This is a genomic window from Streptomyces sp. NPDC046866 (assembly GCF_040704625.1).
In the GTDB taxonomy this organism is placed as follows: domain Bacteria; phylum Actinomycetota; class Actinomycetes; order Streptomycetales; family Streptomycetaceae; genus Streptomyces.
Genome location: NZ_JBEYXN010000003.1, coordinates 246631 through 271716 on the forward strand (window position 1 = coordinate 246631; position 25086 = coordinate 271716).

Genomic DNA, 25086 nt, shown 5'->3' on the forward strand with positions numbered 1-25086 from the left:
CCGTCTGACGGCCTCTGCGAAGGGCGATCACTCGAAAGGGTGGTCGCCCTTCGGCGTATCCGGCAGTGCCTGACTTGCCCTGGTCTCGTTGGGGAGTAGGGTGATCATCGTTGCTCCGCGCCAGGGTCCCGAGATGATCCGCTCGGAGCAGGGGGCCTTGACGAACGGCACGCGGCGCGCAATTCTCAGTCCCGTTGTGAGCTCGGCCCGGCTCGATCCGAGATCCGCAGGCAGGGATCGGAGATCCGAGGCATGGATCGACTACGAAGAGGGCAGTACTGATACGCGCTCTGTGCACGAGGAGCGCGGCGCAGCGACAGCAAGGTTGGTTTTTGACGGACGTGGGGAAGGCCTGTTGCCGGTCTCCGGAAACCTGGTCTGGACATCAGTGAGCCGAGTGGCTACACTGACCCTTTGCGCTGCCTGTTAGCTGTCCCCTGCCCGTCGCCAGGGGCATGCCCACGCTCGAGCACACGTGACTGATCGCCCTGACCTGGCCTTTCGGCCGGATCGGGGGGTTCTCTCCCCGCGGTGTCGACTGGGACCGGTACGCGCGTAGTGAGTCCGAGCCCTCGGAAGGACCCCCTCTTGGCCGCCTCGCGCAACGCCTCGACCAATACGAACAACGGTGCCAGCACCGCCCCGCTGCGCATCTCCTTTGCAAAGATCAAGGAGCCCCTCGAGGTTCCGAACCTCCTGGCGCTGCAGACCGAGAGCTTTGACTGGCTGCTCGGCAATGCCGCCTGGAAGTCTCGCGTCGAGTCGGCGCTCGAGAGTGGACAGGACGTCCCCACCAAGTCCGGTCTCGAGGAGATCTTCGAGGAGATCTCGCCGATCGAGGACTTCTCCGGGTCGATGTCGCTGACCTTCCGCGACCACCGGTTCGAGCCGGCGAAGAACTCCGTCGACGAGTGCAAGGAGCGCGACTTCACGTACGCGGCGCCGCTCTTCGTCACGGCCGAGTTCACGAACAACGAGACCGGTGAGATCAAGTCTCAGACGGTCTTCATGGGCGACTTCCCGCTCATGACCAACAAGGGCACCTTCGTGATCAACGGCACCGAGCGTGTCGTCGTGTCGCAGCTGGTGCGCTCCCCCGGCGTCTACTTCGACTCCTCCATCGACAAGACGTCCGACAAGGACATCTTCTCCGCCAAGATCATCCCGTCCCGGGGTGCCTGGCTGGAGATGGAGGTCGACAAGCGCGACATGGTCGGTGTCCGCATCGACCGCAAGCGCAAGCAGTCCGTCACCGTCCTCCTGAAGGCGCTCGGCTGGACCACCGAGCAGATCCTCGAGGAGTTCGGCGAGTACGAGTCCATGCGCGCCACCCTGGAGAAGGACCACACCCAGGGCCAGGACGACGCGCTGCTCGACATCTACCGCAAGCTCCGTCCGGGCGAGCCGCCGACCCGCGAGGCCGCCCAGACGCTGCTGGAGAACCTCTACTTCAACCCCAAGCGCTACGACCTCGCGAAGGTCGGCCGCTACAAGGTCAACAAGAAGCTGGGCGCGGACGAGCCGCTCGACGCCGGCGTGCTGACCGTCGACGACATCATCGCGACGATCAAGTACCTGGTGAAGCTCCACGCGGGCGAGACCGAGACCATCGGCGAGTCCGGCCGTTCGATCGTCGTCGAGACCGACGACATCGACCACTTCGGCAACCGTCGTCTGCGCAACGTCGGCGAGCTCATCCAGAACCAGGTCCGCACGGGTCTGGCCCGTATGGAGCGCGTCGTGCGCGAGCGCATGACCACCCAGGACGTCGAGGCGATCACGCCGCAGACCCTGATCAACATCCGGCCGGTCGTCGCCTCCATCAAGGAGTTCTTCGGCACCAGCCAGCTGTCGCAGTTCATGGACCAGAACAACCCCCTGTCTGGTCTGACCCACAAGCGCCGTCTCTCCGCGCTCGGCCCCGGTGGTCTGAGCCGCGAGCGGGCCGGCTTCGAGGTCCGTGACGTGCACCCGTCCCACTACGGACGCATGTGCCCGATCGAGACCCCCGAAGGCCCGAACATCGGTCTGATCGGTTCGCTCGCCTCGTACGGCCGCGTCAACGCGTTCGGCTTCGTCGAGACGCCGTACCGCAAGGTCGTCGACGCCCAGGTGACCGACGAGGTCGACTACCTGACCGCCGACGAGGAAGACCGCTTCGTCATCGCCCAGGCCAACGCGCGCCTGGACGAGGAGCTGCGCTTCGCCGAGGGCCGCGTCCTGGTCCGCCGCCGCGGCGGCGAGGTCGACTACGTGCCCGGCACGGACGTGGACTACATGGACGTCTCGCCGCGCCAGATGGTGTCGGTCGCGACCGCCATGATCCCCTTCCTCGAGCACGACGACGCCAACCGCGCCCTCATGGGCGCGAACATGATGCGCCAGGCCGTTCCGCTCATCAAGGCGGAGGCGCCGCTCGTCGGCACCGGCATGGAGTACCGCTGCGCCGTCGACGCCGGCGACTCCATCAAGGCGGAGAAGGACGGTGTCGTCCAGGAGGTCTCGGCCGACTACATCACCGTCGCCAACGACGACGGCACGTACACCACGTACCGCGTCGCCAAGTTCTCCCGCTCGAACCAGGGCACCTCGGTCAACCAGAAGGTCATCGTCAACGAGGGCGACCGCGTCATCGACGGCCAGGTCCTCGCCGACGGTCCGGCCACCGAGAACGGCGAGATGGCGCTGGGCAAGAACCTGCTCGTCGCGTTCATGCCGTGGGAGGGCCACAACTACGAGGACGCGATCATCCTGTCGCAGCGCCTCGTCCAGGACGACGTCCTCTCCTCGATCCACATCGAGGAGCACGAGGTCGACGCCCGTGACACCAAGCTGGGCCCCGAGGAGATCACCCGGGACATCCCGAACGTCTCCGAGGAGGTCCTCGCCGACCTCGACGAGCGCGGCATCATCCGCATCGGTGCGGACGTCGTCGCCGGCGACATCCTGGTCGGCAAGGTCACCCCGAAGGGTGAGACCGAGCTGACCCCCGAGGAGCGCCTGCTCCGCGCGATCTTCGGTGAGAAGGCGCGCGAGGTCCGCGACACCTCCCTGAAGGTCCCGCACGGCGAGATCGGCAAGGTCATCGGCGTCCGCGTCTTCGACCGCGAGGAGGGCGACGAGCTTCCCCCGGGCGTGAACCAGTTGGTCCGCGTCTACGTCGCCCAGAAGCGCAAGATCACCGACGGTGACAAGCTCGCCGGCCGCCACGGCAACAAGGGTGTCATCTCCAAGATCCTCCCGATCGAGGACATGCCCTTCCTCGAGGACGGCACCCCGGTCGACATCATCCTCAACCCGCTGGGTGTCCCGTCCCGAATGAACCCGGGACAGGTCCTGGAGATCCACCTCGGCTGGCTCGCCAGCCGCGGCTGGGACGTCTCCGGCCTGGCGGAGGAGTGGGCCGAGCGACTGAAGGCCATCGGCGCCGACCGCGTCGAGCCCGGCACCAACGTCGCCACCCCCGTGTTCGACGGCGCCCGCGAGGACGAGCTCGCCGGCCTGTTCGAGCACACCATCCCGAACCGCGACGGCGACCGCCTGGTCCTGCCGTCGGGCAAGGCGCGCCTGTTCGACGGCCGCTCCGGCGAGCCGTTCCCGGACCCGATCTCGGTCGGGTACATGTACATCCTCAAGCTCCACCACCTGGTCGACGACAAGCTCCACGCCCGTTCGACCGGTCCGTACTCGATGATCACGCAGCAGCCGCTGGGTGGTAAGGCGCAGTTCGGTGGCCAGCGCTTCGGTGAGATGGAGGTGTGGGCGCTCGAGGCTTACGGCGCCGCCTACGCCCTCCAGGAGCTCCTGACCATCAAGTCCGACGACGTCACCGGCCGCGTGAAGGTGTACGAGGCCATCGTCAAGGGCGAGAACATCCCCGAGCCGGGCATTCCCGAGTCCTTCAAGGTGCTCATCAAGGAAATGCAGTCGCTCTGCCTCAATGTGGAGGTGCTGTCCTCGGACGGCATGTCCATCGAGATGCGCGACACCGACGAGGACGTCTTCCGCGCTGCGGAGGAGCTCGGTATCGACCTGTCCCGGCGCGAGCCGAGCAGCGTCGAAGAGGTCTGACGGGCCTGGCGGGGGCTCCCACGAGGAGCCCCCGCCGTCCCCGGGACCGTTCAGACCACTGATCAAGAGACACGACCCCGAAAGAGGGATTGACGCACAGTGCTCGACGTCAACTTCTTCGACGAGCTGCGGATCGGCCTTGCCACCGCGGACGACATCCGTACCTGGTCGCACGGCGAGGTCAAGAAGCCGGAGACCATCAACTACCGCACCCTGAAGCCCGAGAAGGACGGACTCTTCTGCGAGAAGATCTTCGGCCCCACCCGGGACTGGGAGTGCTACTGCGGCAAGTACAAGCGTGTCCGCTTCAAGGGCATCATCTGTGAGCGCTGTGGCGTCGAGGTCACGCGCGCCAAGGTGCGCCGTGAGCGGATGGGCCACATCGAGCTTGCCGCTCCCGTCACCCACATCTGGTACTTCAAGGGCGTTCCGTCGCGCCTGGGCTACCTGCTGGACCTCGCGCCGAAGGACCTCGAGAAGGTCATCTACTTCGCCGCGTACATGATCACGTTCGTCGACGACGAGCGCCGCCAGCGCGACCTGCCGTCGCTGGAGGCCCACGTCTCCGTCGAGCGCCAGCAGATCGAGAACCGCCGCGACGCCGACCTCGAGGCCCGTGCCAAGAAGCTCGAGTCCGACCTGGCCGAGCTCGAGGCCGAGGGCGCCAAGGCCGACGTGCGCCGCAAGGTGCGCGAGGGCGCCGAGCGCGAGATGAAGCAGCTGCGCGACCGCGCGCAGCGCGAGATCGACCGCCTCGACGAGGTCTGGAACCGCTTCAAGAACCTCAAGGTCCAGGACCTGGAGGGCGACGAGCTCCTCTACCGCGAGCTGCGTGACCGCTTCGGCACGTACTTCGACGGCTCGATGGGTGCCGCGGCGCTGCAGAAGCGCCTGGAGTCCTTCGACCTGGAGGAGGAGGCCGAGCGCCTCCGCGAGATCATCCGTACCGGCAAGGGCCAGAAGAAGACCCGTGCGCTCAAGCGCCTCAAGGTCGTCTCGGCGTTCCTGCAGACCAGCAACAGCCCCAAGGGCATGGTGCTCGACTGCGTCCCGGTCATCCCGCCGGACCTGCGTCCGATGGTGCAGCTGGACGGTGGCCGCTTCGCGACCTCCGACCTGAACGACCTGTACCGCCGCGTGATCAACCGCAACAACCGCCTGAAGCGCCTTCTCGACCTCGGTGCGCCCGAGATCATCGTGAACAACGAGAAGCGCATGCTCCAGGAGGCGGTCGACGCCCTCTTCGACAACGGCCGCCGCGGCCGCCCGGTCACGGGCCCCGGCAACCGTCCGCTGAAGTCCCTCAGCGACATGCTGAAGGGCAAGCAGGGTCGCTTCCGCCAGAACCTGCTCGGCAAGCGCGTCGACTACTCGGCGCGTTCCGTGATCGTCGTCGGCCCGCAGCTGAAGCTGCACCAGTGCGGCCTGCCCAAGGCCATGGCGCTGGAGCTCTTCAAGCCGTTCGTGATGAAGCGCCTGGTCGACCTGAACCACGCGCAGAACATCAAGTCGGCCAAGCGCATGGTCGAGCGCGGCCGCACCGTCGTGTACGACGTCCTCGAAGAGGTCATCGCCGAGCACCCGGTGCTGCTGAACCGTGCGCCCACGCTGCACCGCCTCGGCATCCAGGCCTTCGAGCCGCAGCTGGTCGAGGGCAAGGCCATCCAGATCCACCCGCTCGTCTGCACCGCGTTCAACGCGGACTTCGACGGTGACCAGATGGCCGTCCACCTGCCGCTCTCCGCGGAGGCGCAGGCCGAGGCCCGCATCCTGATGCTGTCCTCGAACAACATCCTCAAGCCGGCCGACGGCCGCCCGGTCACGATGCCGACCCAGGACATGGTCCTCGGTCTGTTCTTCCTGACCACGGACGGCGAGCTGCGCAACGTCAAGGGCGAGGGCCGCGCGTTCGGCTCCACGGCCGAGGCGATCATGGCGTTCGACGCCGGCGAGCTCTCGCTCCAGGCGTCGGTCGACATCCGCTTCCCGGTGGGCACCATCCCGCCGCGCGGCTGGGTCCCCCCGGTCGCCGAGGAGGGTGAGCAGGAGTTCCAGCCGGGCGACAGCTTCCGTCTGAAGACCACGCTGGGTCGTGCGCTCTTCAACGAGCTGCTGCCGGAGGACTACCCGTTCGTCGACTACTCGGTGGGCAAGAAGCAGCTCTCCGAGATCGTCAACGACCTGGCCGAGCGCTACCCCAAGGTCATCGTGGCGGCGACGCTCGACAACCTGAAGGCGGCCGGCTTCCACTGGGCGACCCGTTCCGGCGTCACCGTGGCCATCTCCGACGTCGTGGTCCCCGAGGCCAAGAAGGAGATCGTCGCGGGCTACGAGGCCCAGGACGAGAAGGTCCAGAAGCAGTACGAGCGCGGTCTGATCACCAAGGACGAGCGCACGCAGGAGCTCATCGCGATCTGGACCAAGGCGACCAACGAGGTCGCCGAGGCGATGAACGCGAACTTCCCCAAGACCAACCCCATCTTCATGATGGTTGACTCGGGTGCCCGAGGAAACATGATGCAGATGAGGCAGATCGCCGGTATGCGTGGTCTGGTGTCGAACGCGAAGAACGAGACCATCCCGCGTCCGATCAAGGCGTCCTTCCGCGAGGGCCTCACGGTGCTGGAGTACTTCATCTCCACGCACGGTGCCCGTAAGGGTCTGGCGGACACCGCCCTGCGTACCGCCGACTCGGGTTACCTGACCCGTCGTCTGGTGGACGTCTCGCAGGACGTGATCATCCGCGAGGAGGACTGCGGCACCGAGCGCGGTCTGAAGCTGAAGATCGCGGTCAAGGGCGAGGACGGCGTCCTGCGCAAGGCCGACGACGTCGAGACCTCGGTCTACGCCCGCATGCTGGCGGAGGACGTGGTCGTCGACGGCAAGGTCATCGCGCCGGCCAACGTGGACCTCGGCGACGTCCTGATCGACGCCCTCGTCGCCAACGGCGTCGAGGAGGTCAAGACCCGCTCCGTCCTGACCTGTGAGTCCGCCGTCGGTACCTGTGCGTACTGCTACGGCCGCTCGCTGGCCACCGGCAAGCTGGTCGACATCGGTGAGGCGGTCGGCATCATCGCCGCCCAGTCCATCGGTGAGCCCGGTACCCAGCTGACGATGCGTACCTTCCACACCGGTGGTGTGGCCGGTGACGACATCACCCAGGGTCTGCCGCGTGTCGTCGAGCTCTTCGAGGCCCGTACCCCGAAGGGTGTCGCCCCGATCTCCGAGGCCGCCGGCCGCGTGCGGATCGAGGAGACCGAGAAGACCAAGAAGATCGTCATCACCCCGGACGACGGCAGCGACGAGACGGCCTACCCGATCTCCAAGCGCGCCAAGGTCATCGTCCACGAGGGCGACCACGTCGAGGTGGGCCAGAAGCTCACCGCGGGTGCCACCAACCCGCACGACGTGCTGCGCATCCTCGGCCAGCGCGCCGTCCAGGTGCACCTGGTCGGCGAGGTCCAGAAGGTCTACAACTCGCAGGGCGTGTCGATCCACGACAAGCACATCGAGATCATCATCCGGCAGATGCTGCGCCGCGTGACGATCATCGAGTCCGGCGACGCGGAGCTGCTGCCGGGCGAGCTCGTGGAGCGCTCGCGCTTCGAGCACGAGAACCGTCGTGTGGTCACCGAGGGCGGTCACCCCGCCTCCGGCCGTCCGCAGCTGATGGGTATCACCAAGGCCTCGCTGGCGACGGAATCCTGGCTGTCGGCCGCCTCCTTCCAGGAGACGACCCGAGTCCTGACGGACGCGGCGATCAACGCCAAGTCCGACAGCCTCATCGGCCTGAAGGAGAACGTCATCATCGGTAAGCTCATCCCGGCCGGTACGGGCCTCGCCCGCTACCGCAACATCCGGGTCGAGCCGACCGAGGAGGCGAAGGCCGCGATGTACTCGGCCGTCGGCTACGACGACATCGACTACTCGCCCTTCGGCACCGGCTCCGGCCAGGCGGTCCCGCTGGAGGACTACGACTACGGCCCGTACAACGGCTAAGGGTCACCCAGAAGCCCCCCGCTGCTCCGAGAGGAGCGGCGGGGGGCTTCTTCGTTGCCGCCGCCAGCCGCCAGCCGCCAGCCGCCAGCCGCCAGCCGCCAGCCGCCAGCCGCCAGCCGCCAGCCGCCAGCCGCCAGCCGCCAGCCGCCAGGCCGCCAGCCGCCAGCCGCCCGGTGCCCGGGGGAGCCGGGTTCCTCGGGGCGCCGCCCCAGACCCCGCGCCTCACACGCCGGCGGGGCTGGATTGTGCCGGGCCGCGGCTTCGAAGGCCGGTGGGCCGACCCGGCGTCAACGTCGGCGGGTCGGCGGATCCAGCCCGCGCGGCGTTTGAGCGCATCGGGCGCGGAGCGGCCGCAACGCGGTATCGGGGCCGGTCAGGCCTCCCGGCGGCGGAGGCGGCGGCGGAGGTGGGGGAGGAGGGTGGTGGTGGCCAGGGCCAGGAGGGCCAGGGCCGGACCGGCCAGACCCGGGATGAGGCCCTTGGGGGTGAAGGTGCACGCGAGGTGGCGGGCGCCCGGGGCCAGGGAGAGGGACAGCAGGCCGTGGAAGGAGGCCGGGGCGGCCGGCTCGCCGTCGACCGTGCACCGCCAGCCCGGGATGTCGGTCGTGGCGAGGACGGCGGTCGCCGCCGTGCCCGGGGCCGGCAGGGTCGCCTCGATGCCGTGGCCGGTGGGCCGGACCGCGCTCGCGCCGGTTTCGGCGAGGGTGCGGATCCGGGCGTCGAGCGCGGCCCGGTCCAGGCACCCGATCGGGTGCTCGCCGGCCGTGGCGTCCTGGGTGCGGGTCTTCACGGTGACGGCGACCGTGCCGTCGGCCGGGACCGGGCCCAGCTTCAGCACGCCGGTCATCCGGTCCTCCAGGGGGCGCTCCGTGCCGCCGGAGGCGAGGGTTCCGTACAGGGCCGGGGAGAACCAGTACGCCTCCGAGCCGGGCGTGCACTGCGCGGTGTACGTCTGCTCCGCCGCGCTCCCGCCGCGGACCGTCCGCGGGACCCGGTAGACGGCGGCGCCCAGGACGTTCTCCTGGCGGGCGTAGACGCTGTCCGCCGGGTTCGGCGAGGTGAAGGCGGCGCCGCGGACCGTGACCAGCGGGGGAGCGGGGAAGCGGGTGGCCGTCCAGGTGTCCTTCGCCGGGCCCGGGTGGACCCGGGCACCGATGGAGAAGACCGCGTCCAGCACCGGGTTGTCGGCGCCGAAGAAGGTCCGGCCGTCGTTCTTGAAGCCGTAGCCGAGGGGCTCCAGGGCCTGGTACGTGGCCTCCGGGAGGTAGCTGCTGTAGTACTGCGGCCCCTGCGCGCCGAGGGCGAGGGCGTCATTGTACGAGGTCTGCGGCGCGCCCGAGTCGGTCCGGTAGGCCGGCCAGCCGTCGGCGCGGCGCACGGCCTCCTCGTGCGCGGTGATCGAGCGGTTGGAGGTGGGGACCGGCTTGGCCCAGCGCTCGCGCGAGCGCCGGGCGTCGGCGTTCACCGCGGCCGCGGTGGACTCGGCGAAGACCACCCCGACCATCAGGGCGGCCGCGAGGGGGATCAGGTACCGCCGCTTCCCGCCCAGCGAGAGCAGCACCAGCGCCAGCAGCGAGACCGCGCCGCCGCCCAGCACCGCCGGCCAGGTCCAGCCGCCGAAGTCGTTGGTGTGCCGCAGCACGAAGGTGGCGGCGACCAGCAGGCCGGCCGTCAGTGCGAGGTGCAGCGGGCGGGGCCGGTTCGCCAGGGACAGCCAGGCGAGGACGACCACCATCCCGCTGAAGACGAAGGCCTCCCGGTACGGGTTGCCGTTGGGCACCGCCAGCCCGTGCCACAGGTACTGGGTGGGCGGGAACTGGAACGAGGCCGCCACCAGCACGGTCGCCGCGGCCCACACCAGGCGGGTCCGGCGCGCGACGGCGGTGTTCAGGACGAAGGAGCCGGCCAGGATCAGGCCCAGGGAGGCCACGTACAGGCGCGGCCGGCCGCCCCACAGGTGGGTCGCGGGCAGCATGCCCGCGAGGAAGATCTCGGTGCGCACCGGTGCGAAGGAGCCGGCCTGCGTCGGCTGCGCGGCGCCGCTGGACAGGAACGAGGGCAGCAGCAGCGGCAGGGTGAGCAGGATGCCGGTCCCGGTGGCGGTGGCGGCCCGCCACAGGGCGCCGAGGCGCTGCCGGCCGGTGAGGCCCACCGTGCCCAGGCGGACGGCGAGCAGCACGCAGGCGGCCATCGTGGCCATCATCGCCGTGTAGAAGTTGCCGAACCAGGCGAGGGCGACGAACAGGGCGACGCCCGGCCAGCGGCGCTCCTCCAGGCACCATTCGACGGCGATGCCGAGCAGCGGGAACGCGACCAGCCCCCACAGCCACATGGGGATGTACGAGGCGTCGCTGAGCGCCCAGCCGCACAGCCCGTAGCAGGCGCCGAGGACCCCGCGCTGCCACCAGGGACCGGGGTGCAGCTTGCCGAGGTAGACGGCCATCACGGCGGCGGCGGTGCCCATGGTGACCGGGGTGATCGCGAAGACGGCGAGGTCGACGTGGGCCCGCGGGACGAGGACGGCGAGCCAGGAGAACGGATTGCCGAGGTAGGTGTGGTAGTCCGAGAGGAACTGCTGGCCAAAGCCGGAGCGCCAGCTGAACAGCACGTCGCCGGCGGCCTGCCCGTGGACCAGGTCCCACAGCGCCCGGTGGAAGGGCACGTACTGGTTGGCCTGGTCGTTGATCGCCCGGCCCGTGTTGCCGAAGGGGAAGGTGCCGCGGGCCGCCCAGGAGGCGCAGAAGGCACCGGCGGTGATGACGAAGGCCAGCAGCGGGGCGTACAGGCGGGCGAGGCGGGGGCGCCGGGGGTACCGGCGGTCCGGCGACGGGCGGACCGGGCGGTCCGCGGCCGTCGGCTCCGAGGTGACCGTCCGCAATGTCCCGCTCCCTGGTGCTCGTGTCGTGCCGCGCGCGCCGCGCGCCTGCTCGCCGGCGCCGCTCGTACGGGTCGTGCCCCTCCGGGCCGAATCGCTGACGCAGTTTAGTTGTCGCGGGGTGCTCCGGTTCCGCGAGCCGCCGCCGGCCGGCATATACCACATCCGCGCGCCGGCGCCGCCCCGGAGCCGTCGGCCCAAGCGGCACATGACCGGCAGGGATGTCGCGGCTGCGGCGGAGGGGCCTTTGTTTTGACCGGAGTGGATGCGGTGGGTACGCTCAGACCTTGTGCCTGGGGTGTGCCTGGGCTCCCGTGCGTGTCCATCAACCGCACGCGAGCCGCACCGGCCACCGAGATCCACGCGAGCATTTCCGCGCCTGCGCGGAGGCCTGCCGGATCCGACACACCCGACCGCGTGGGTCGGGGAAATGTTCCAGGTTAGCTTCACTACACGGCACACAGAAACCGGAGAAGTAGTGCCTACGATCCAGCAGCTGGTCCGTAAGGGCCGGCAGGACAAGGTCGAGAAGACGAAGACGCCCGCGCTCGAGGCTTCGCCCCAGCGCCGTGGCGTCTGCACGCGTGTGTTCACGACCACCCCGAAGAAGCCGAACTCGGCGCTCCGCAAGGTCGCGCGTGTGCGTCTGACCTCCGGCATCGAGGTCACCGCTTACATTCCGGGTGAGGGACACAACCTGCAGGAGCACTCGATCGTGCTCGTGCGTGGTGGCCGTGTGAAGGACCTGCCGGGTGTTCGCTACAAGATCATCCGCGGTGCGCTTGACACCCAGGCTGTCAAGAACCGCAAGCAGGCCCGCAGCCGCTACGGCGCCAAGAAGGAGAAGTAAGAATGCCTCGTAAGGGCCCCGCCCCGAAGCGCCCGGTCATCATCGACCCGGTCTACCAGTCTCCTCTTGTCACCTCGCTGATCAACAAGATCCTGCTGAACGGCAAGCGCTCCACCGCCGAGCGCATCGTCTACGGCGCCATGGAAGGCCTCCGCGAGAAGACGGGCAACGACCCGGTCATCACGCTGAAGCGCGCGCTGGAGAACGTCAAGCCGTCCCTCGAGGTCAAGTCCCGCCGCGTCGGTGGCGCGACCTACCAGGTTCCGGTCGAGGTCAAGCCGGGTCGCCAGTCGACCCTGGCCCTGCGCTGGCTCGTGGGTTACTCCCGCGCCCGCCGCGAGAAGACCATGACCGAGCGCCTCATGAACGAGCTCCTCGACGCCTCGAACGGCCTCGGTGCGGCCGTCAAGAAGCGTGAGGACACGCACAAGATGGCCGAGTCCAACAAGGCCTTCGCGCACTACCGCTGGTAGTCGCAACCCACATCGAGACCGAGAGAAGACTGAAGCCTTATGGCTACCACTTCGCTTGACCTGGCCAAGGTGCGCAACATCGGCATCATGGCCCACATCGACGCGGGCAAGACGACCACCACCGAGCGCATCCTGTTCTACACCGGTGTGTCTTACAAGATCGGTGAGGTCCACGACGGCGCTGCCACGATGGACTGGATGGAGCAGGAGCAGGAGCGCGGCATCACGATCACGTCTGCCGCGACGACCTGCCACTGGCCGCTCGAGGACGTCGACCACACCATCAACATCATCGACACCCCGGGTCACGTGGACTTCACGGTCGAGGTGGAGCGTTCGCTCCGCGTCCTCGACGGTGCCGTCACCGTGTTCGACGGTGTCGCCGGTGTGGAGCCGCAGTCCGAGACGGTGTGGCGCCAGGCCGACCGTTACGGCGTGCCGCGCATCTGCTTCGTCAACAAGCTCGACCGCACCGGCGCCGAGTTCCACCGCTGCGTCGACATGATCAAGGACCGCCTGGGCGCGGTTCCGATCGTCATGCAGCTCCCGATCGGTGCCGAGGCCGACTTCCAGGGCGTTGTCGACCTGGTGAAGATGAAGGCGCTCGTCTGGTCCGCCGAGGCGACCAAGGGCGAGATGTACGACATCGTCGACATCCCGGCCACGCACGCCGAGGCCGCCGAGGAGTGGCGCGGCAAGCTGCTCGAGGCCGTCGCCGAGAACGACGACGAGATCATGGAGCTGTACCTGGGCGGCGAGGAGCCGACCGAGGAGCAGCTGCACGCCGCCGTGCGCCGCATCATCATCGGCTCCGGCAAGGGTGGCGGTTCCACGATCACCGCGGTGTTCTGTGGTACTGCGTTCAAGAACAAGGGTGTCCAGCCCCTGCTCGACGCGGTCGTCCGCTACCTCCCGTCGCCGCTCGACATCGAGGCCATCGAGGGCCACGACGTCAAGGACGCCGAGGTCGTCGTGAAGCGCAAGCCGTCGGACGAGGAGCCCCTCGCCGCGCTCGCCTTCAAGATCATGAGCGACCCGCACCTCGGCAAGCTCACCTTCGTCCGGGTTTACTCGGGCCGCCTGGAGGCCGGCACTGCGGTGCAGAACTCCGTCAAGGGCAAGAAGGAGCGCATCGGCAAGATCTACCGCATGCACGCGAACAAGCGTGAGGAGATCGACTCGGTGGGCGCCGGCGACATCGTCGCCGTCATGGGCCTGAAGCAGACCACCACCGGTGAGACGCTGTGCGACGAGAAGAACCCGGTCATCCTGGAGTCCATGGACTTCCCGGCGCCGGTCATCCAGGTCGCCATCGAGCCCAAGTCCAAGGGTGACCAGGAGAAGCTGGGTGTCGCCATCCAGCGTCTCGCGGAGGAGGACCCCTCCTTCCACGTTCACTCGGACGAGGAGACGGGCCAGACCATCCTCGGCGGTATGGGCGAGCTGCACCTCGAGGTGCTGGTCGACCGTATGAAGCGCGAGTTCAAGGTCGAGGCCAACGTCGGCAAGCCGCAGGTCGCGTACCGCGAGACCATCCGCAAGTCGGTCGAGCGCCACGACTACACGCACAAGAAGCAGACCGGTGGTACCGGTCAGTTCGCCAAGGTGCAGATCGCGATCGAGCCGATCACCGAGACCGACGGTCCGGCGTACGAGTTCGTGAACAAGGTCACCGGTGGCCGCGTGCCGAAGGAGTACATCCCTTCGGTCGACGCCGGTGCGCAGGAGGCCATGCAGTTCGGCATCCTGGCCGGCTACGAGATGACGGGCGTCCGCGTCACGCTTCTCGACGGTGCCTTCCACGAGGTCGACTCCTCCGAGCTCGCGTTCAAGATCGCCGGTTCGCAGGCCTTCAAGGAGGCCGCGCGCAAGGCGTCCCCCGTCCTGCTCGAGCCGATGATGGCCGTCGAGGTCACCACGCCCGAGGACTACATGGGTGACGTCATCGGCGACATCAACTCCCGCCGTGGCCAGATCCAGGCCATGGAGGAGCGTCACGGCGCCCGCGTCGTGAAGGGCCTCGTGCCGCTTTCGGAGATGTTCGGCTACGTCGGAGACCTCCGCAGCAAGACCTCGGGTCGCGCCAGCTACTCGATGCAGTTCGACTCCTACGCCGAGGTTCCGCGGAACGTCGCCGAGGAGATCATCGCGAAGGCCAAGGGCGAGTAACTCTCCCGAGTACACGCTTTAGGCTTGTCACCGGAACCTCTGGGGCAGCAGGTGCAATGCAAAAAACCTGTTGCCCCGGGGGCCGGCTTTCCAGCAAAGATCACCTGGCGCCGATGAGTAAGGCGTACAGAACCACTCTCCAGGAGGAACCCCGTGGCGAAGGCGAAGTTCGAGCGGACTAAGCCGCACGTCAACATCGGCACCATCGGTCACATTGACCACGGTAAGACGACCCTCACGGCCGCCATTACCAAGGTGCTGCACGACGCGTACCCGGACCTGAACGAGGCCTCGGCCTTCGACCAGATCGACAAGGCTCCCGAGGAGCGCCAGCGCGGTATCACCATCTCCATCGCGCACGTCGAGTACCAGACGGAGGAGCGTCACTACGCTCACGTCGACTGCCCGGGTCACGCCGACTACATCAAGAACATGATCACCGGTGCCGCGCAGATGGACGGCGCGATCCTCGTGGTCGCCGCCACCGACGGCCCGATGCCGCAGACCAAGGAGCACGTGCTCCTGGCCCGCCAGGTCGGCGTTCCGTACATCGTCGTCGCCCTGAACAAGGCCGACATGGTGGACGACGAGGAGATCCTGGAGCTCGTCGAGCTCGAGGTCCGCGAGCTGCTCTCCGAGTACGAGTTCCCGGGCGACGACCTGCCGGTCGTCCGCGTCTCCGCGCTGAAGGCCCTCGAGGGCGACAAGGAGTGGGGCGACAAGCTCCTCGGCCTGATGAAGGCCGTCGACGAGTCGATCCCGACCCCGCCGCGCGACACCGACAAGCCGTTCCTGATGCCGGTCGAGGACGTCTTCACCATCACCGGTCGCGGTACGGTCGTCACCGGCCGCATCGAGCGTGGTGTCCTCAAGGTCAACGAGACCGTCGACATCATCGGCATCAAGAACGAGAAGACCACCACCACGGTCACCGGCATCGAGATGTTCCGCAAGCTGCTCGACGAGGGCCAGGCCGGTGAGAACGTCGGTCTGCTGCTCCGCGGCATCAAGCGCGAGGACGTCGAGCGCGGCCAGGTCATCATCAAGCCGGGTTCGGTCACCCCGCACACCGAGTTCGAGGCCCAGGCCTACATCCTGTCCAAGGACGAGGGTGGCCGCCACACGCCGTTCTTCAACAACTACCGTCCGCAGTTCTACTTCCGTACCACGGACGTGACGGGCGTTGTGACCCTGCCGCAGGGCACCGAGATGGTCATGCCGGGCGACAACACCGAGATGTCCGTCCAGCTGATCCAGCCGGTCGCCATGGAGGAGGGCCTGAAGTTCGCCATCCGTGAGGGTGGTCGCACCGTGGGCGCCGGCCAGGTCACCAAGATCGTGAAGTAAGTTCCTTCACGTTCTGACCTGGTAGTCCGCGCGAGCGGGCTCCGTGTCTGACACGAGGGCCCCTTCCCGGCCGCTTCGGCGGCGGGGGAGGGGCCCTTCGTGCTGCCCGGGCTCGGCGCGGAGGTGCGCGTACGGAAAGGGCCGCACCCCCTCGCGGGTGCGGCCCTTCGGTGCGTGCGTGCGGGCGCGGCGGCGGCGCCGTCAGTCCTGGACGCGCAGGGACTCCGTGAACCGCTTGCAGGCGGCGTAGTCCGGCAGCAGGCCCGTCTCGATGGCCTCGGCCAGCGACGGGGCGGCCTCGTCGCGCGCCGACAGCTGCGGGGCGTCGGCGGGCCACTCGATGCCCAGATCGGGGTCGAGCGGGTGAACCGCGTGCTCGCCGGTCGGGTTGTACGTCTCCGAGCACAGGTACGAAAGCGTGGCGTCGTCCGTGAGCGCGCAGAAGCCGTGGCCCATGCCCTCGGGGATGTAGACCGCACGGCGGTCCACGTCGTCCAGGCGCACGCCCTCCCAGCGCCCGAAGGTCGGGGAGCCGACCCGCAGGTCCACGATGACGTCGAGGACGGCGCCGCGGACGCAGGTCACGTACTTGGCCTGGCCGGGCGGCACGTCGGCGAAGTGGATGCCGCGGACCACGCCGCGGGAGGAGACCGAGAGATTGGCCTGGGCCAGCTTCAGCGGGTGCCCGACGAGTTCGGAGAGCCGGTCGAAGCGGTACCACTCGGTGAACAGGCCGCGCGGGTCGCCGTGCAGCTGAGGGGTGACCTCGAAGACGCCTTCGAGGGACAGTTCGCGGAACTTCACCGGCCGCCCTCCTCGTCGAGCAGGTTCACGAGGTACTGCCCGTAGCCGCTCTTCAGCAGCGGTTCGGCCAGTTCGCGCAGCTGCGCGTCGTCGATCAGGCCCGCCCGCCAGGCGGCCTCCTCGATGCAGCCGATCTTGAAGCCCTGGCGCTCCTCTATGACGCGGACGAACTCCGAGGCCTGGACCATCGAGACGAAGGTCCCGGTGTCCAGCCAGGCCGTTCCGCGGTCGAGGATGGTGACGTTCAGCTCGCCGGCGCGCAGGTACGCGTCGTTGACGGCGGTGATCTCCAGTTCGCCTCGGGCGCTGGGCTCGAGCCCCCGGGCTATCTCCACGACGCGGTTGTCGTAGAAGTACAGACCGGGCACCGCGTAGCGGGACTTGGGCTTCTCGGGCTTCTCCTCGATGGAGATGGCCTGGCCGTTCTCGTCGAACTCGACCACGCCGTACGCGGTCGGGTCCGCGACGGGGTACGCGAAGACGCGGCCGCCCTTGGCGCCGGTGTGCTCGGCGAGGCGGGTGCCGAGGCCGCTGCCGTGGAAGATGTTGTCGCCGAGGATCAGCGCGACGGACTCCTCGCCGATGAAGTCGGCGCCGAGGACGAAGGCCTGGGCGATGCCCTCGGGGCGCTCCTGGACGGCGTATTCCAGCCGCAGCCCGAACTGCGAGCCGTCGCCGAGCAGCCGCTCGAACTGCGCACGGTCCTCCGGGGTGGTGATGACGAGGATCTCGCTGATTCCCGCCATGACCAGGGTGGACAGCGGGTAGTAGATCATCGGCTTGTCGAAGACGGGGAGCAGCTGCTTAGAGACTGCCCGGGTCAGCGGCCAGAGTCGGGATCCGGTGCCGCCGGCCAAGAGAATTCCACGCATGGGCACAACCCTATGCGAGAGGAAGCGGAGGGAAGCGGTCCGGGCCGGTGGGGTGGTAGTACAAGCGACTAGACTCTTCGTACTATGCGCATCCTCGTGACCGGCGGCGCCGGCTTCATCGGTTCAGAATTCGTCCGCCAGCAGCTCGGTGCGGATGCATCCGCCCAGATCACGGTCTTCGACAAGCTGACCTACTCCGGTGTGGAGGCCAATCTCGACCCGGTCGCCGGACACGCGGGTTACAAGTTCGTCAAGGGCGACATCTGCGACCCGGTCGCGGTGGACGAGGTGATGCCCGGCCACGACGTGGTGGTGCACTTCGCCGCCGAGTCCCACGTCGACCGCTCCATCGCGGGCGCCGGCCCGTTCGTGATGACCAACGTCGTCGGCACGCAGGTGCTGCTGGACGCCGCCCGCAAGCACGGCGTCGGCCGCTTCGTGCACATCTCCACGGACGAGGTGTACGGCTCCATCAACGAGGGCTCCTGGACCGAGGAGTGGCCGCTGGTGCCCAACTCCCCGTACTCCGCCTCGAAGGCCTCCTCCGACCTGCTGGCGCTGGCGTACGCGCGCACCCACGGCATGGACGTCGTGGTCACCCGCTGCTCCAACAACTACGGGCACTACCAGTTCCCGGAGAAGGTCATCCCGCTGTTCGTCACCAACCTGATGGACGGCCGGAAGGTCCCGCTGTACGGCAACGGCGGCAACGTCCGCGACTGGCTGCACGTCTCCGACCACTGCCGCGGCATCGACCTGGCCATGCGCAAGGGCCGCGGCGGCGAGGTCTACAACATCGGCGGCGGCACCGAGCTCACCAACAAGGAGCTCACCGGCGTGCTGCTGGAGGCCGCGGGCCTGGACTGGGACATGGTCGAGCACGTGGAGGACCGCAAGGGCCACGACCTGCGCTACTCCATCGACATCAGCAAGATCAACGCCGAGCTGGGCTACAGCCCGCAGGTCCGCTTCGAGGACGGCATCGCGCAGACCATCGCCTGGTACCGCGAGAACCGCGCCTGGTGGGAGCCGCTGAAGGACAAGGCAGCGCTGCAGAAGTGACCGTGCCCGCCATGAACCCCGCCCCTCCCGCCGGGCGCTGGCTCGTCACCGGTGCCGTGGGCATGCTCGGCCAGGACGTCCTGGCCGTACTGAAGGACGCCGGGATCGAGGCCGCGGGCCTCGGCCGGGCGGACCTCGACATCACGGACCCGGCAGCCGTGCGGACCGCCGTCGAGGGCGCCGCCGTGGTCGTCAACTGCGCCGCCTGGACCGACGTGGACGGCGCGGAGAGCGCCGAGGAGGCCGCCACCGCCGTCAACGGCACCGGCGTACGCGTCCTCGCCGCGGCCTGCGCCGCCGCCGGGGCGCGCCTGCTGCACGTCTCCACCGACTACGTGCTGCCCGGCGACGCCGCCGAGCCGTACGGCGAGGACGCCGCCACCGGCCCCGTCAACGCGTACGGGCGCAGCAAGCTCGCCGGCGAGCAGGCCGTCGCCGAGCTGCTTCCGCACGACGGCTACGTCGTGCGCACCGCCTGGCTGTACGGCGAGCACGGGCCCAACTTCGTGGCCACCATGCTGAAACTGGCCGCCCAGCGCGACACCCTCGACGTGGTCGACGACCAGCACGGGCAGCCCACGTGGTCGCTCGCCCTGGCCCGGCGCCTGGTCGAGCTGGGTCTGGCCGCACTGGGCGGCCGGGCCCCGGGCGGGGTCTACCACGGCACCGCGAGCGGCCGGACCACCTGGTTCGGGCTGGCCCGCGAGAGCTACCGGCTCGCCGGCCTGGACCCCGAGCGCATCCGCCCGACCACCTCCGCGGCCTTCGTCCGCCCGGCCGTGCGCCCCGCGTTCAGCGTGCTCGCGCACGACCGGTGGGCCGGGGCGGGCCTGGCCCCGCTGCCCGACTGGCGCGAGCAGCTGGCCGAGGCGATGGCCGCGCCCGTGTTCACGCGGCTGGCCGGCGCGGCGCGGAACGGCGCCGCGGGATGAAGTCCCTGACGGCCAAGGCCACCGCGGCGCTGCCGCCGGGCACCGTCGCGGTGGCCGGCGGCACCGTCGTGCTGGGCGCGGCCTCCTACGTCCACCTGGGGGTGGCCGGCCACAGCCTGTCCACCGACGCCATGGCCAACGTCTCCGTGCTGTGGACGATCGTCATGTCCGTCGGCATCGGCGTGTTCTTCCCCATCGAGCAGGAGCTCACCCGGATCGTCGCCGCCCGCGCGGTCCTCGGCCAGGGCGCCGCCCCCGTGCTGCGCCGCGCCGCCCTGCTGACCTCCGCGATGCTCGGCGCGACCCTGCTGGTCCTCGGCCTCGGCGCGGGCCCCCTCGCCGACCTGCTCTTCCACGGCGACCGCGGGCTCGTCGCCGCGCTCGGCGGCGCCTTCACCGGCATGGCCGTCTGCTACCTGACCCGCGGAGTCCTGGCCGGGCTCGGCCGGTTCGGCGCGTACGGGCTCCAACTCGCCCTGGACGGCGGGCTGCGCATCCTCCTCGCCTTCGGCTGCGCCGTGCTCGGGATCCGGTCGGCGCTCGCGTTCAGCCTGGTGCTGGCCCTCGCCCCCGTCGCCGCCGTGCTGGCCACGCTGCCGACGCTGCTGCGGGCCGTGGAGCCCGGCGAGCGGATCGCCTGGCGGGAGCTGACGGGCGGCCTCGGGCTGCTGATCTGCTCGACGCTGCTGTCGCAGGTGGTCGTCAACGCGGCGGTGCTGAGCACCAAGCTGCTCGCCCCCGCCGACAGCGTGCTCATCGCAGCCCTGCTGAACGCCCTCGTGCTGGCGCGGGTGCCGCTCTTCGTCTTCGGCTCGCTCCAGGCCTCGCTGCTGGGCGGGTTGAGCGCCGCGTACACCGCCGGGGACCGGGCCGCGTTCTCGGCGATGCTGCGCCGCATCGGCGTGGTCGTCGGGCTGCTCGGGCTGGCCGGCGGGGTGCCCGCCACCGTCCTCGGGCCGTGGCTGATCGGGGTCCTGTTCGGGGCGGAGCCGGTGCTCGGCTGCCTCGACTTCTTCCTGCTGTCCGCCGGCACGGTGGCGTACATGTTCGCGATGGTGCTCGGGCAGGCGCTGATGGTGTTCAAGCGCCACAACCTGCAACTGATGTGCTGGGCCGTCGGAACCGCCGTCCTGGCCGGCGTCACTTTCGCGCCGGGCGACGTGGCCCTGCGCGTCATCCTGGCCTACGCCCTCGGCTCCGCTGCCACCGTGCTCGGTATGCTGGCGGTGCTGAGGCTGAGGTTCCCCGGGGCGACCGGGGGAGCCGCCGGGGGAGCCGGGCACCCGGGCGAAGCAAGCCCGCTGGGCGCCGGGGCGGTCAGGGAGTGACTACCATGCCGGTCCTCGACGCCCCCCCGAACACTGCGCACGCGACGCACGCCGTGCCCCATTCCGCTGGAGCTACCGTGTCCCAATACGACGATGTCTGGCTGGTCATACCGGCCTATAACGAGGGCCAGGTGATCGCCGAGGTCGTCGAGGGAGCACGCGAGACCTTCCCGAACATCGTCGTCGTCGACGACGGCAGCACCGACGACTCCGCCGAGCACATCGCCGGCACCGGTGCCCACCTGGTGCGCCACCCCGTCAACCTCGGCCAGGGCGCGGCCCTGCAGACGGGCCTGAAGTACGCGCTCGCCCAGCCCGGCGCCCGCTACTTCGCCACCTTCGACGCGGACGGCCAGCACCAGACCGCCGACGTCGAGAAGATGGTCGCCGTCCTGCGCGCCGACGAGGCCGACGTGGTCCTCGGCTCCCGCTTCATCGAGCAGAACGGCCAGGTGCCGTGGATCAAGCGGGTGGTGCTGCGCACGGCTGCCGCCGTGAGCCCGACCGCCCGCAAGCTCAAGCTCACCGATGCCCACAACGGCCTGCGCGTCCTCGGCCGCAAGGCGGCCGAGCAGCTGGACATCACCATGAACGGCATGGCGCACGCGTCGGAGATCGTCGGCTTCCTGGCCGCCTCCGACCTGCGCGTCACGGAGGTCCCCGTGGACATCCTCTACACGGACTACTCGCGCGCCAAGGGCCAGTCCCTGATCAACGGCGTCAACATCGTCTTCGACATCACCATGCGGGAGCGTGGCCGCTGATGAAGTACTTCTGGATCCAGCTGCTGCTCATCGCCGGCTCGGTGTCGATGGCCCTGGTGTTCATACGCACCTGGGGCCAGGCCCGCAACCGCGCCTGGAAGCGCATCGCGTTCTCCGTGTTCGTCGTCGTGAACGTGTACGCGGTGCTCCGCCCGACCGACGTCACCTGGGTCGCGCACCGGCTCGGCGTCGGCCGCGGCACCGACCTGGTGCTGTACGTGATGGTGCTGGCGATGGGCTTCCTGACGCTCAACACCTTCCTGCGCTTCCGCTCCCTGGAGAAGAAGCTCACCGACCTCGCCCGCACCGTGGCCCTCAACGAGGGCGTACGGCACAACGAGGAGCGCCTCGGCACGTACGCCGACGTGCCCCGCCCGGCGGCGCCGGCCTCCGCGGGCGCCGGCTCCGGGGCGAACGCCGACTCCGAGACCGTGAAGGCCTGACGCTGCCGTGGTGACCTTCGACTTCATGCTCCCCTACTACGGGGACGTGCAGCTAATGCAGGACGCCGTCCGCAGCGTCCTGGCCCAGACCGACCCGGACTTCCGGCTCGTCGTCATCGACGACGGCAAGGAGCCGGACGTCCCGGGCTGGTTCGCCGCACTCGGCGACGAGCGGGTCCACTACCTGCGCAACGAGCAGAACCTCGGCATCACGAAGAACTTCCAGAAGTGCGTCAGCCTCTCCGAGGCGGACCACGTGGTGATCATGGGCTGCGACGACCTGCTGCACCCGCACTACCTGGAGACCGTCCGCAAGATCATCGACGCGCACCCGGGCATCGGCATGGTCCAGCCGGGTGTCGAGGTGATCGACGGCGACGGCAACGTCGCGTACGGGCTCGCCGACCAGACCAAGCGCCGCCTGTACGCCCCCAAGGTCGACGGCCGGCGCGTGATGGGCGGCGAGGAGCTCGCCGCCAGCGTGCTGCGCGGGAACTGGCTGTACTTCCCGTCGATCTGCTGGCGCGGCGACGCCCTGCGCAAGGTCAACTTCCGGGACGACTACTCGGTGATCCAGGACCTGGCCCTGGTCGTCGACCTCCTGGAGGCCGGCGAGCGCATGGTGATCGACGAGACGGCCACCGTGTTCCGCTACCGCCGCCACGCCGTCAGCGAGTCCTCCGTCCAGGCGTTCTCCGGCACCCGCTTCACCGAGGCCGAGCGGTACTTCTCCGCGGTGGCCGCGCGCATGGACGCCCGCGGCTGGCACCGGGCCGCCCGCGCCGCCCGCTTCCACAGCGCCTCCCGCCTCCATGCGCTCACCATGCTCCCCGGGGCGCTGCGCCGCGGACACCGCGAGGGCCTGCGCACGCTCACCCGGCACGCCTTCACGGCGGGCCGCAGAGCCGACGGCTGACGCCGCAGCCCCCGAAGACCGCGGCCGCCGGGGCCGGCAGGCCCCGCGGTACCACCCGCGACCGAATTGGACTGAGATGACACAGCTGGCCACCGAGGTCGTCGGAGAGCCCGGTACCGCGCCCGACCGCACGGGAACGCCGCGGACCGCTGCCGCGGGAGCGGCCGGAGCGGCGCCGTCCTCCGGAACGGCCCCGTCGTCCGGAACCCCGCGGCGGCGCGGGTGGATGGCGCGGCGCCGGGTCCGCGCCGCCTCCGAGGCCCTGGTCAGCCTGACCGCGGCCCTCGGCTACACCTGGCTGTGCGCCGCCACCATCGCCGTCAACCCGCTCGTCCGCCTCGGGCAGGTCAGCGCCCTGGCCTCCCTCCAGCAGATCGCGGCCCTCATCGGCCTCCCGCTGCTGGCGCTGCTGCTGTACACCGCCCACCGCGGGTCCGCGCGCCGCCACCGGCTGGTCAAGGGGCTGGTCTGCGCCGCCCTGGCGGGCCTGGCCACCGGCGTGCTCGCCGGCGGGGTCGTCGTCGCCCTGCGCGGCACGCCCTGGCCGCTCGGCGGGCAGGAGGGCGACCCGGGCGTCCTGACCGACATGGCCAACTCGTTCCTCCACGGCAAGGGGATGTCGGGCATCTACCCGCCCGCCTTCCCCTGGCTGATGGCCCAGTGGGCGGAGATCCGCTACAACGGCCGCGGCGACACCGGCATGGCCCTGCACGACCTGCAGATCTTCTTCACCGCCGTGGCCGGGCCGGTGGCGTACCTGGCCTGGCGGGTGCTGCTGCGGCCCTTCTGGGCCCTGCTGATCGCCGTGCCCTCGGCCGTCCTCTTCCTCGACCCGATCCGGCCGTACAGCCACATCGTCATGATCGTGCTGCTGCCGCTGCTCGGGTACTGGCTGCGCCGGATGCGCCGGCCCGACGGGCTCACCACCGGGCAGCTGCTGCGGCGCGGGGCGGGCCTCGGGCTGGTCTTCGGCGTGCTGTTCCTCTGGTACTCCGGCTGGTACGTCTGGGCCGCTCCCGGCACCGCCGTGCTGGCCCTGTTCCTCTTCCCGTGGGGGCGCGGCGCGGCCGCCCGCAAGGCCGGGCTGTTCCTCGGGGCCACCCTGGTGACCACCCTCGCCGTCGGCTCCCCGCTGCTGTACCAGATGGTCCGCCTCGGCGCGGACAACCCCGACCGCTACGCCTTCCTCGCCGTCTACGCCGACCCGGCGTACGTCCTCGGCTGGGTCTCGGACCGCTCCGGCACGCTGACGTACCAGACCTGGCCGGTGGCCGGCGAGATGGCCGGGCAGACCGGGTTCACGCTGCTCCTGCTGTTCGGGGTCGGCCTCGGCCTCGGGCTGGGCCTGCGCAGCGTCATGGTCCGCACCGCCGCCGCCGTGCTGGCCGGGGCCTGGCTCGCCCGGTTCTGGTTCGCCTCGCACATGGCCCACGACAAGGCCGTCCAGCTCTACCCGCGGACCACCTGGATCATCATGTACTGCCTGATGATCCTGGCCGTGCTCGGCGTGATGGCCGCGGTGCACCGGGGCACCGGGTGGATCGAGCGCACGCTGCGCCCCGCTGCCGCCGCGGCCGGCGGTGCGGCCGGTGCGGGCGCGGCGCGGATCGTGCCGCGGCGGGTGGTGCGCCAGCTCGCCGCCGGCATGGTGTGCGTGCTCGCCCTGTTCGCGACCATGGGCGCGTCCTGGTCGATCAACCGGTACATGCCCTCGGCGGACCCCGACGCGATGGGCATCGACGCGTACCGCGCCCACAAGATCGAGCTGCCGGGCGGCGGCTGCCCGCGCTTCTCGCCGGTCAAGGACTGCGAGGAGATCCAGAAGAAGGACTGGAAGCCGGGAACCATCCAGGACTTCATCTGGTGCGCGGGCATCCGGGCCGATCAGTGGCCGGCCGTCTGCGGAATGAAGCAGGAGACGGCCGAGCGGAAGAAGGCCGAGCAGGAGAAGGCGGAGCGGGAGAAGGCGAAGGCCGAGCAGGACAAGCGGAAAGCCGAGCAGGCGAAGCAGAAGGCGAAGAAGGCGGCCGAGCAGAAGGCCGCCGAACAGGAGGAGAACGCCTCCCGCCGCTGAGCCCCCCCGGCCCGGGCCGCACTCCCTGGCGGCTGCCCGTATCCGCCGGCAGCCCCCGCCGTTGCACGGGTGTCATCTCATCCGACATCCACAGGTGGGGAAAACGG

At 69.7% G+C, this 25086-nt stretch carries 16 protein-coding genes; 13 read left to right on the forward strand and 3 right to left on the reverse strand.

Features of this window, described 5'->3' with window-relative positions; genetic code table 11:
• Positions 1–588: 588 nt before the first annotated feature.
• Together rpoB and AB0953_RS07130 are read left to right on the forward strand one after the other, a co-directional pair.
• The gene (gene rpoB / locus AB0953_RS07125; protein WP_361919229.1) at positions 589–4071 is read left to right on the forward strand and encodes a DNA-directed RNA polymerase subunit beta; all 3483 of its coding nucleotides are present in this window, start codon (positions 589–591) and stop codon (positions 4069–4071) included.
• A gap of 99 nt (positions 4072–4170) precedes the next feature.
• Positions 4171–8070 (forward strand): DNA-directed RNA polymerase subunit beta', encoded by a 3900-nt coding sequence (locus AB0953_RS07130; RefSeq protein WP_366858398.1) that lies wholly within the window; start codon positions 4171–4173, stop codon positions 8068–8070.
• A 373-nt stretch (positions 8071–8443) separates the two neighbouring features.
• Here the strand turns inward: AB0953_RS07130 and AB0953_RS07135 are convergent, their stop codons facing one another.
• A complete protein-coding gene (locus AB0953_RS07135; RefSeq protein WP_366858399.1) occupies positions 8444–10948 on the reverse strand; it encodes a YfhO family protein in 2505 nt (834 codons plus the stop codon).
• A 475-nt stretch (positions 10949–11423) separates the two neighbouring features.
• Here AB0953_RS07135 and rpsL point away from each other — a divergent pair, with 475 nt between their 5' ends.
• The 4 genes from rpsL (at position 11424) to tuf (ending at position 15784) form a co-directional block, all read left to right on the forward strand.
• Positions 11424–11795: a 30S ribosomal protein S12 gene (gene rpsL / locus AB0953_RS07140; protein WP_007265893.1), complete on the forward strand. Its 372-nt coding sequence runs from the start codon at positions 11424–11426 to the stop codon at positions 11793–11795.
• A gap of 2 nt (positions 11796–11797) precedes the next feature.
• Positions 11798–12268, forward strand: a complete 471-nt coding sequence (rpsG, locus tag AB0953_RS07145) for a 30S ribosomal protein S7 (protein WP_114053724.1) — start codon at positions 11798–11800, stop codon at positions 12266–12268.
• A gap of 39 nt (positions 12269–12307) precedes the next feature.
• The gene (fusA, locus tag AB0953_RS07150; protein WP_366858400.1) at positions 12308–14437 is read left to right on the forward strand and encodes an elongation factor G; all 2130 of its coding nucleotides are present in this window, start codon (positions 12308–12310) and stop codon (positions 14435–14437) included.
• 153 nt (positions 14438–14590) lie between these two features.
• Positions 14591–15784, forward strand: coding sequence for an elongation factor Tu (gene tuf, locus AB0953_RS07155; protein WP_366858401.1), 1194 nt, complete (start codon positions 14591–14593; stop codon positions 15782–15784).
• A gap of 201 nt (positions 15785–15985) precedes the next feature.
• On the opposite strand, the gene rfbC is transcribed toward tuf, so the two are convergent.
• A complete protein-coding gene (gene rfbC, locus AB0953_RS07160) occupies positions 15986–16588 on the reverse strand; it encodes a dTDP-4-dehydrorhamnose 3,5-epimerase (protein WP_366858402.1) in 603 nt (200 codons plus the stop codon).
• Positions 16585–17460, reverse strand: coding sequence for a glucose-1-phosphate thymidylyltransferase RfbA (gene rfbA / locus AB0953_RS07165; protein ID WP_366858403.1), 876 nt, complete (start codon positions 17458–17460; stop codon positions 16585–16587). The genes rfbC and rfbA overlap by 4 nt, the downstream gene beginning before the upstream one ends.
• A gap of 84 nt (positions 17461–17544) precedes the next feature.
• Here rfbA and rfbB point away from each other — a divergent pair, with 84 nt between their 5' ends.
• From rfbB to AB0953_RS07200, 7 genes are all read left to right on the forward strand, one after another.
• Positions 17545–18522 carry a dTDP-glucose 4,6-dehydratase gene (gene rfbB / locus AB0953_RS07170; RefSeq protein WP_366858404.1) on the forward strand — a complete coding sequence of 326 codons (978 nt, stop codon included), beginning with the start codon at positions 17545–17547 and terminating at the stop codon, positions 18520–18522.
• Positions 18523–18533: 11 nt separating this feature from the next.
• Positions 18534–19454 (forward strand): dTDP-4-dehydrorhamnose reductase, encoded by a 921-nt coding sequence (rfbD, locus tag AB0953_RS07175; protein WP_366858405.1) that lies wholly within the window; start codon positions 18534–18536, stop codon positions 19452–19454.
• Positions 19451–20782: a hypothetical protein gene (locus AB0953_RS07180; protein WP_366858406.1), complete on the forward strand. Its 1332-nt coding sequence runs from the start codon at positions 19451–19453 to the stop codon at positions 20780–20782. The genes rfbD and AB0953_RS07180 overlap by 4 nt, the downstream gene beginning before the upstream one ends.
• 77 nt (positions 20783–20859) lie before the next feature.
• Positions 20860–21546: a glycosyltransferase family 2 protein gene (locus AB0953_RS07185; protein ID WP_366858407.1), complete on the forward strand. Its 687-nt coding sequence runs from the start codon at positions 20860–20862 to the stop codon at positions 21544–21546.
• A complete protein-coding gene (locus AB0953_RS07190) occupies positions 21546–21989 on the forward strand; it encodes a DUF2304 domain-containing protein (RefSeq protein ID WP_366858408.1) in 444 nt (147 codons plus the stop codon). The genes AB0953_RS07185 and AB0953_RS07190 overlap by 1 nt, the downstream gene beginning before the upstream one ends.
• A 10-nt stretch (positions 21990–21999) precedes the next feature.
• Positions 22000–22905 carry a glycosyltransferase gene (locus AB0953_RS07195; protein WP_366858409.1) on the forward strand — a complete coding sequence of 302 codons (906 nt, stop codon included), beginning with the start codon at positions 22000–22002 and terminating at the stop codon, positions 22903–22905.
• Between the two features lie 76 nt (positions 22906–22981).
• Positions 22982–24979 carry a hypothetical protein gene (locus AB0953_RS07200; RefSeq protein ID WP_366858410.1) on the forward strand — a complete coding sequence of 666 codons (1998 nt, stop codon included), beginning with the start codon at positions 22982–22984 and terminating at the stop codon, positions 24977–24979.
• Positions 24980–25086 lie beyond the last annotated feature (107 nt).

Bases quoted from the DNA above. Each gene is read 5' to 3' on its own strand.
- rfbD (WP_366858405.1), top strand. From the start codon at position 18,534: ATGAACCCCGCCCCTCCCGCCGGGCGCTGGCTCGTCACCGGTGCCGTG.
- AB0953_RS07190 (WP_366858408.1), top strand. From the start codon at position 21,546: ATGAAGTACTTCTGGATCCAGCTGCTGCTCATCGCCGGCTCGGTGTCG.
- AB0953_RS07180 (WP_366858406.1), top strand. From the start codon at position 19,451: ATGAAGTCCCTGACGGCCAAGGCCACCGCGGCGCTGCCGCCGGGCACC.
- rfbB (WP_366858404.1), top strand. From the start codon at position 17,545: ATGCGCATCCTCGTGACCGGCGGCGCCGGCTTCATCGGTTCAGAATTC.
- fusA (WP_366858400.1), top strand. From the start codon at position 12,308: ATGGCTACCACTTCGCTTGACCTGGCCAAGGTGCGCAACATCGGCATC.
- rfbA (WP_366858403.1), bottom strand. From the start codon at position 17,460: ATGCGTGGAATTCTCTTGGCCGGCGGCACCGGATCCCGACTCTGGCCG.
- AB0953_RS07200 (WP_366858410.1), top strand. From the start codon at position 22,982: ATGACACAGCTGGCCACCGAGGTCGTCGGAGAGCCCGGTACCGCGCCC.
- rpsG (WP_114053724.1), top strand. From the start codon at position 11,798: ATGCCTCGTAAGGGCCCCGCCCCGAAGCGCCCGGTCATCATCGACCCG.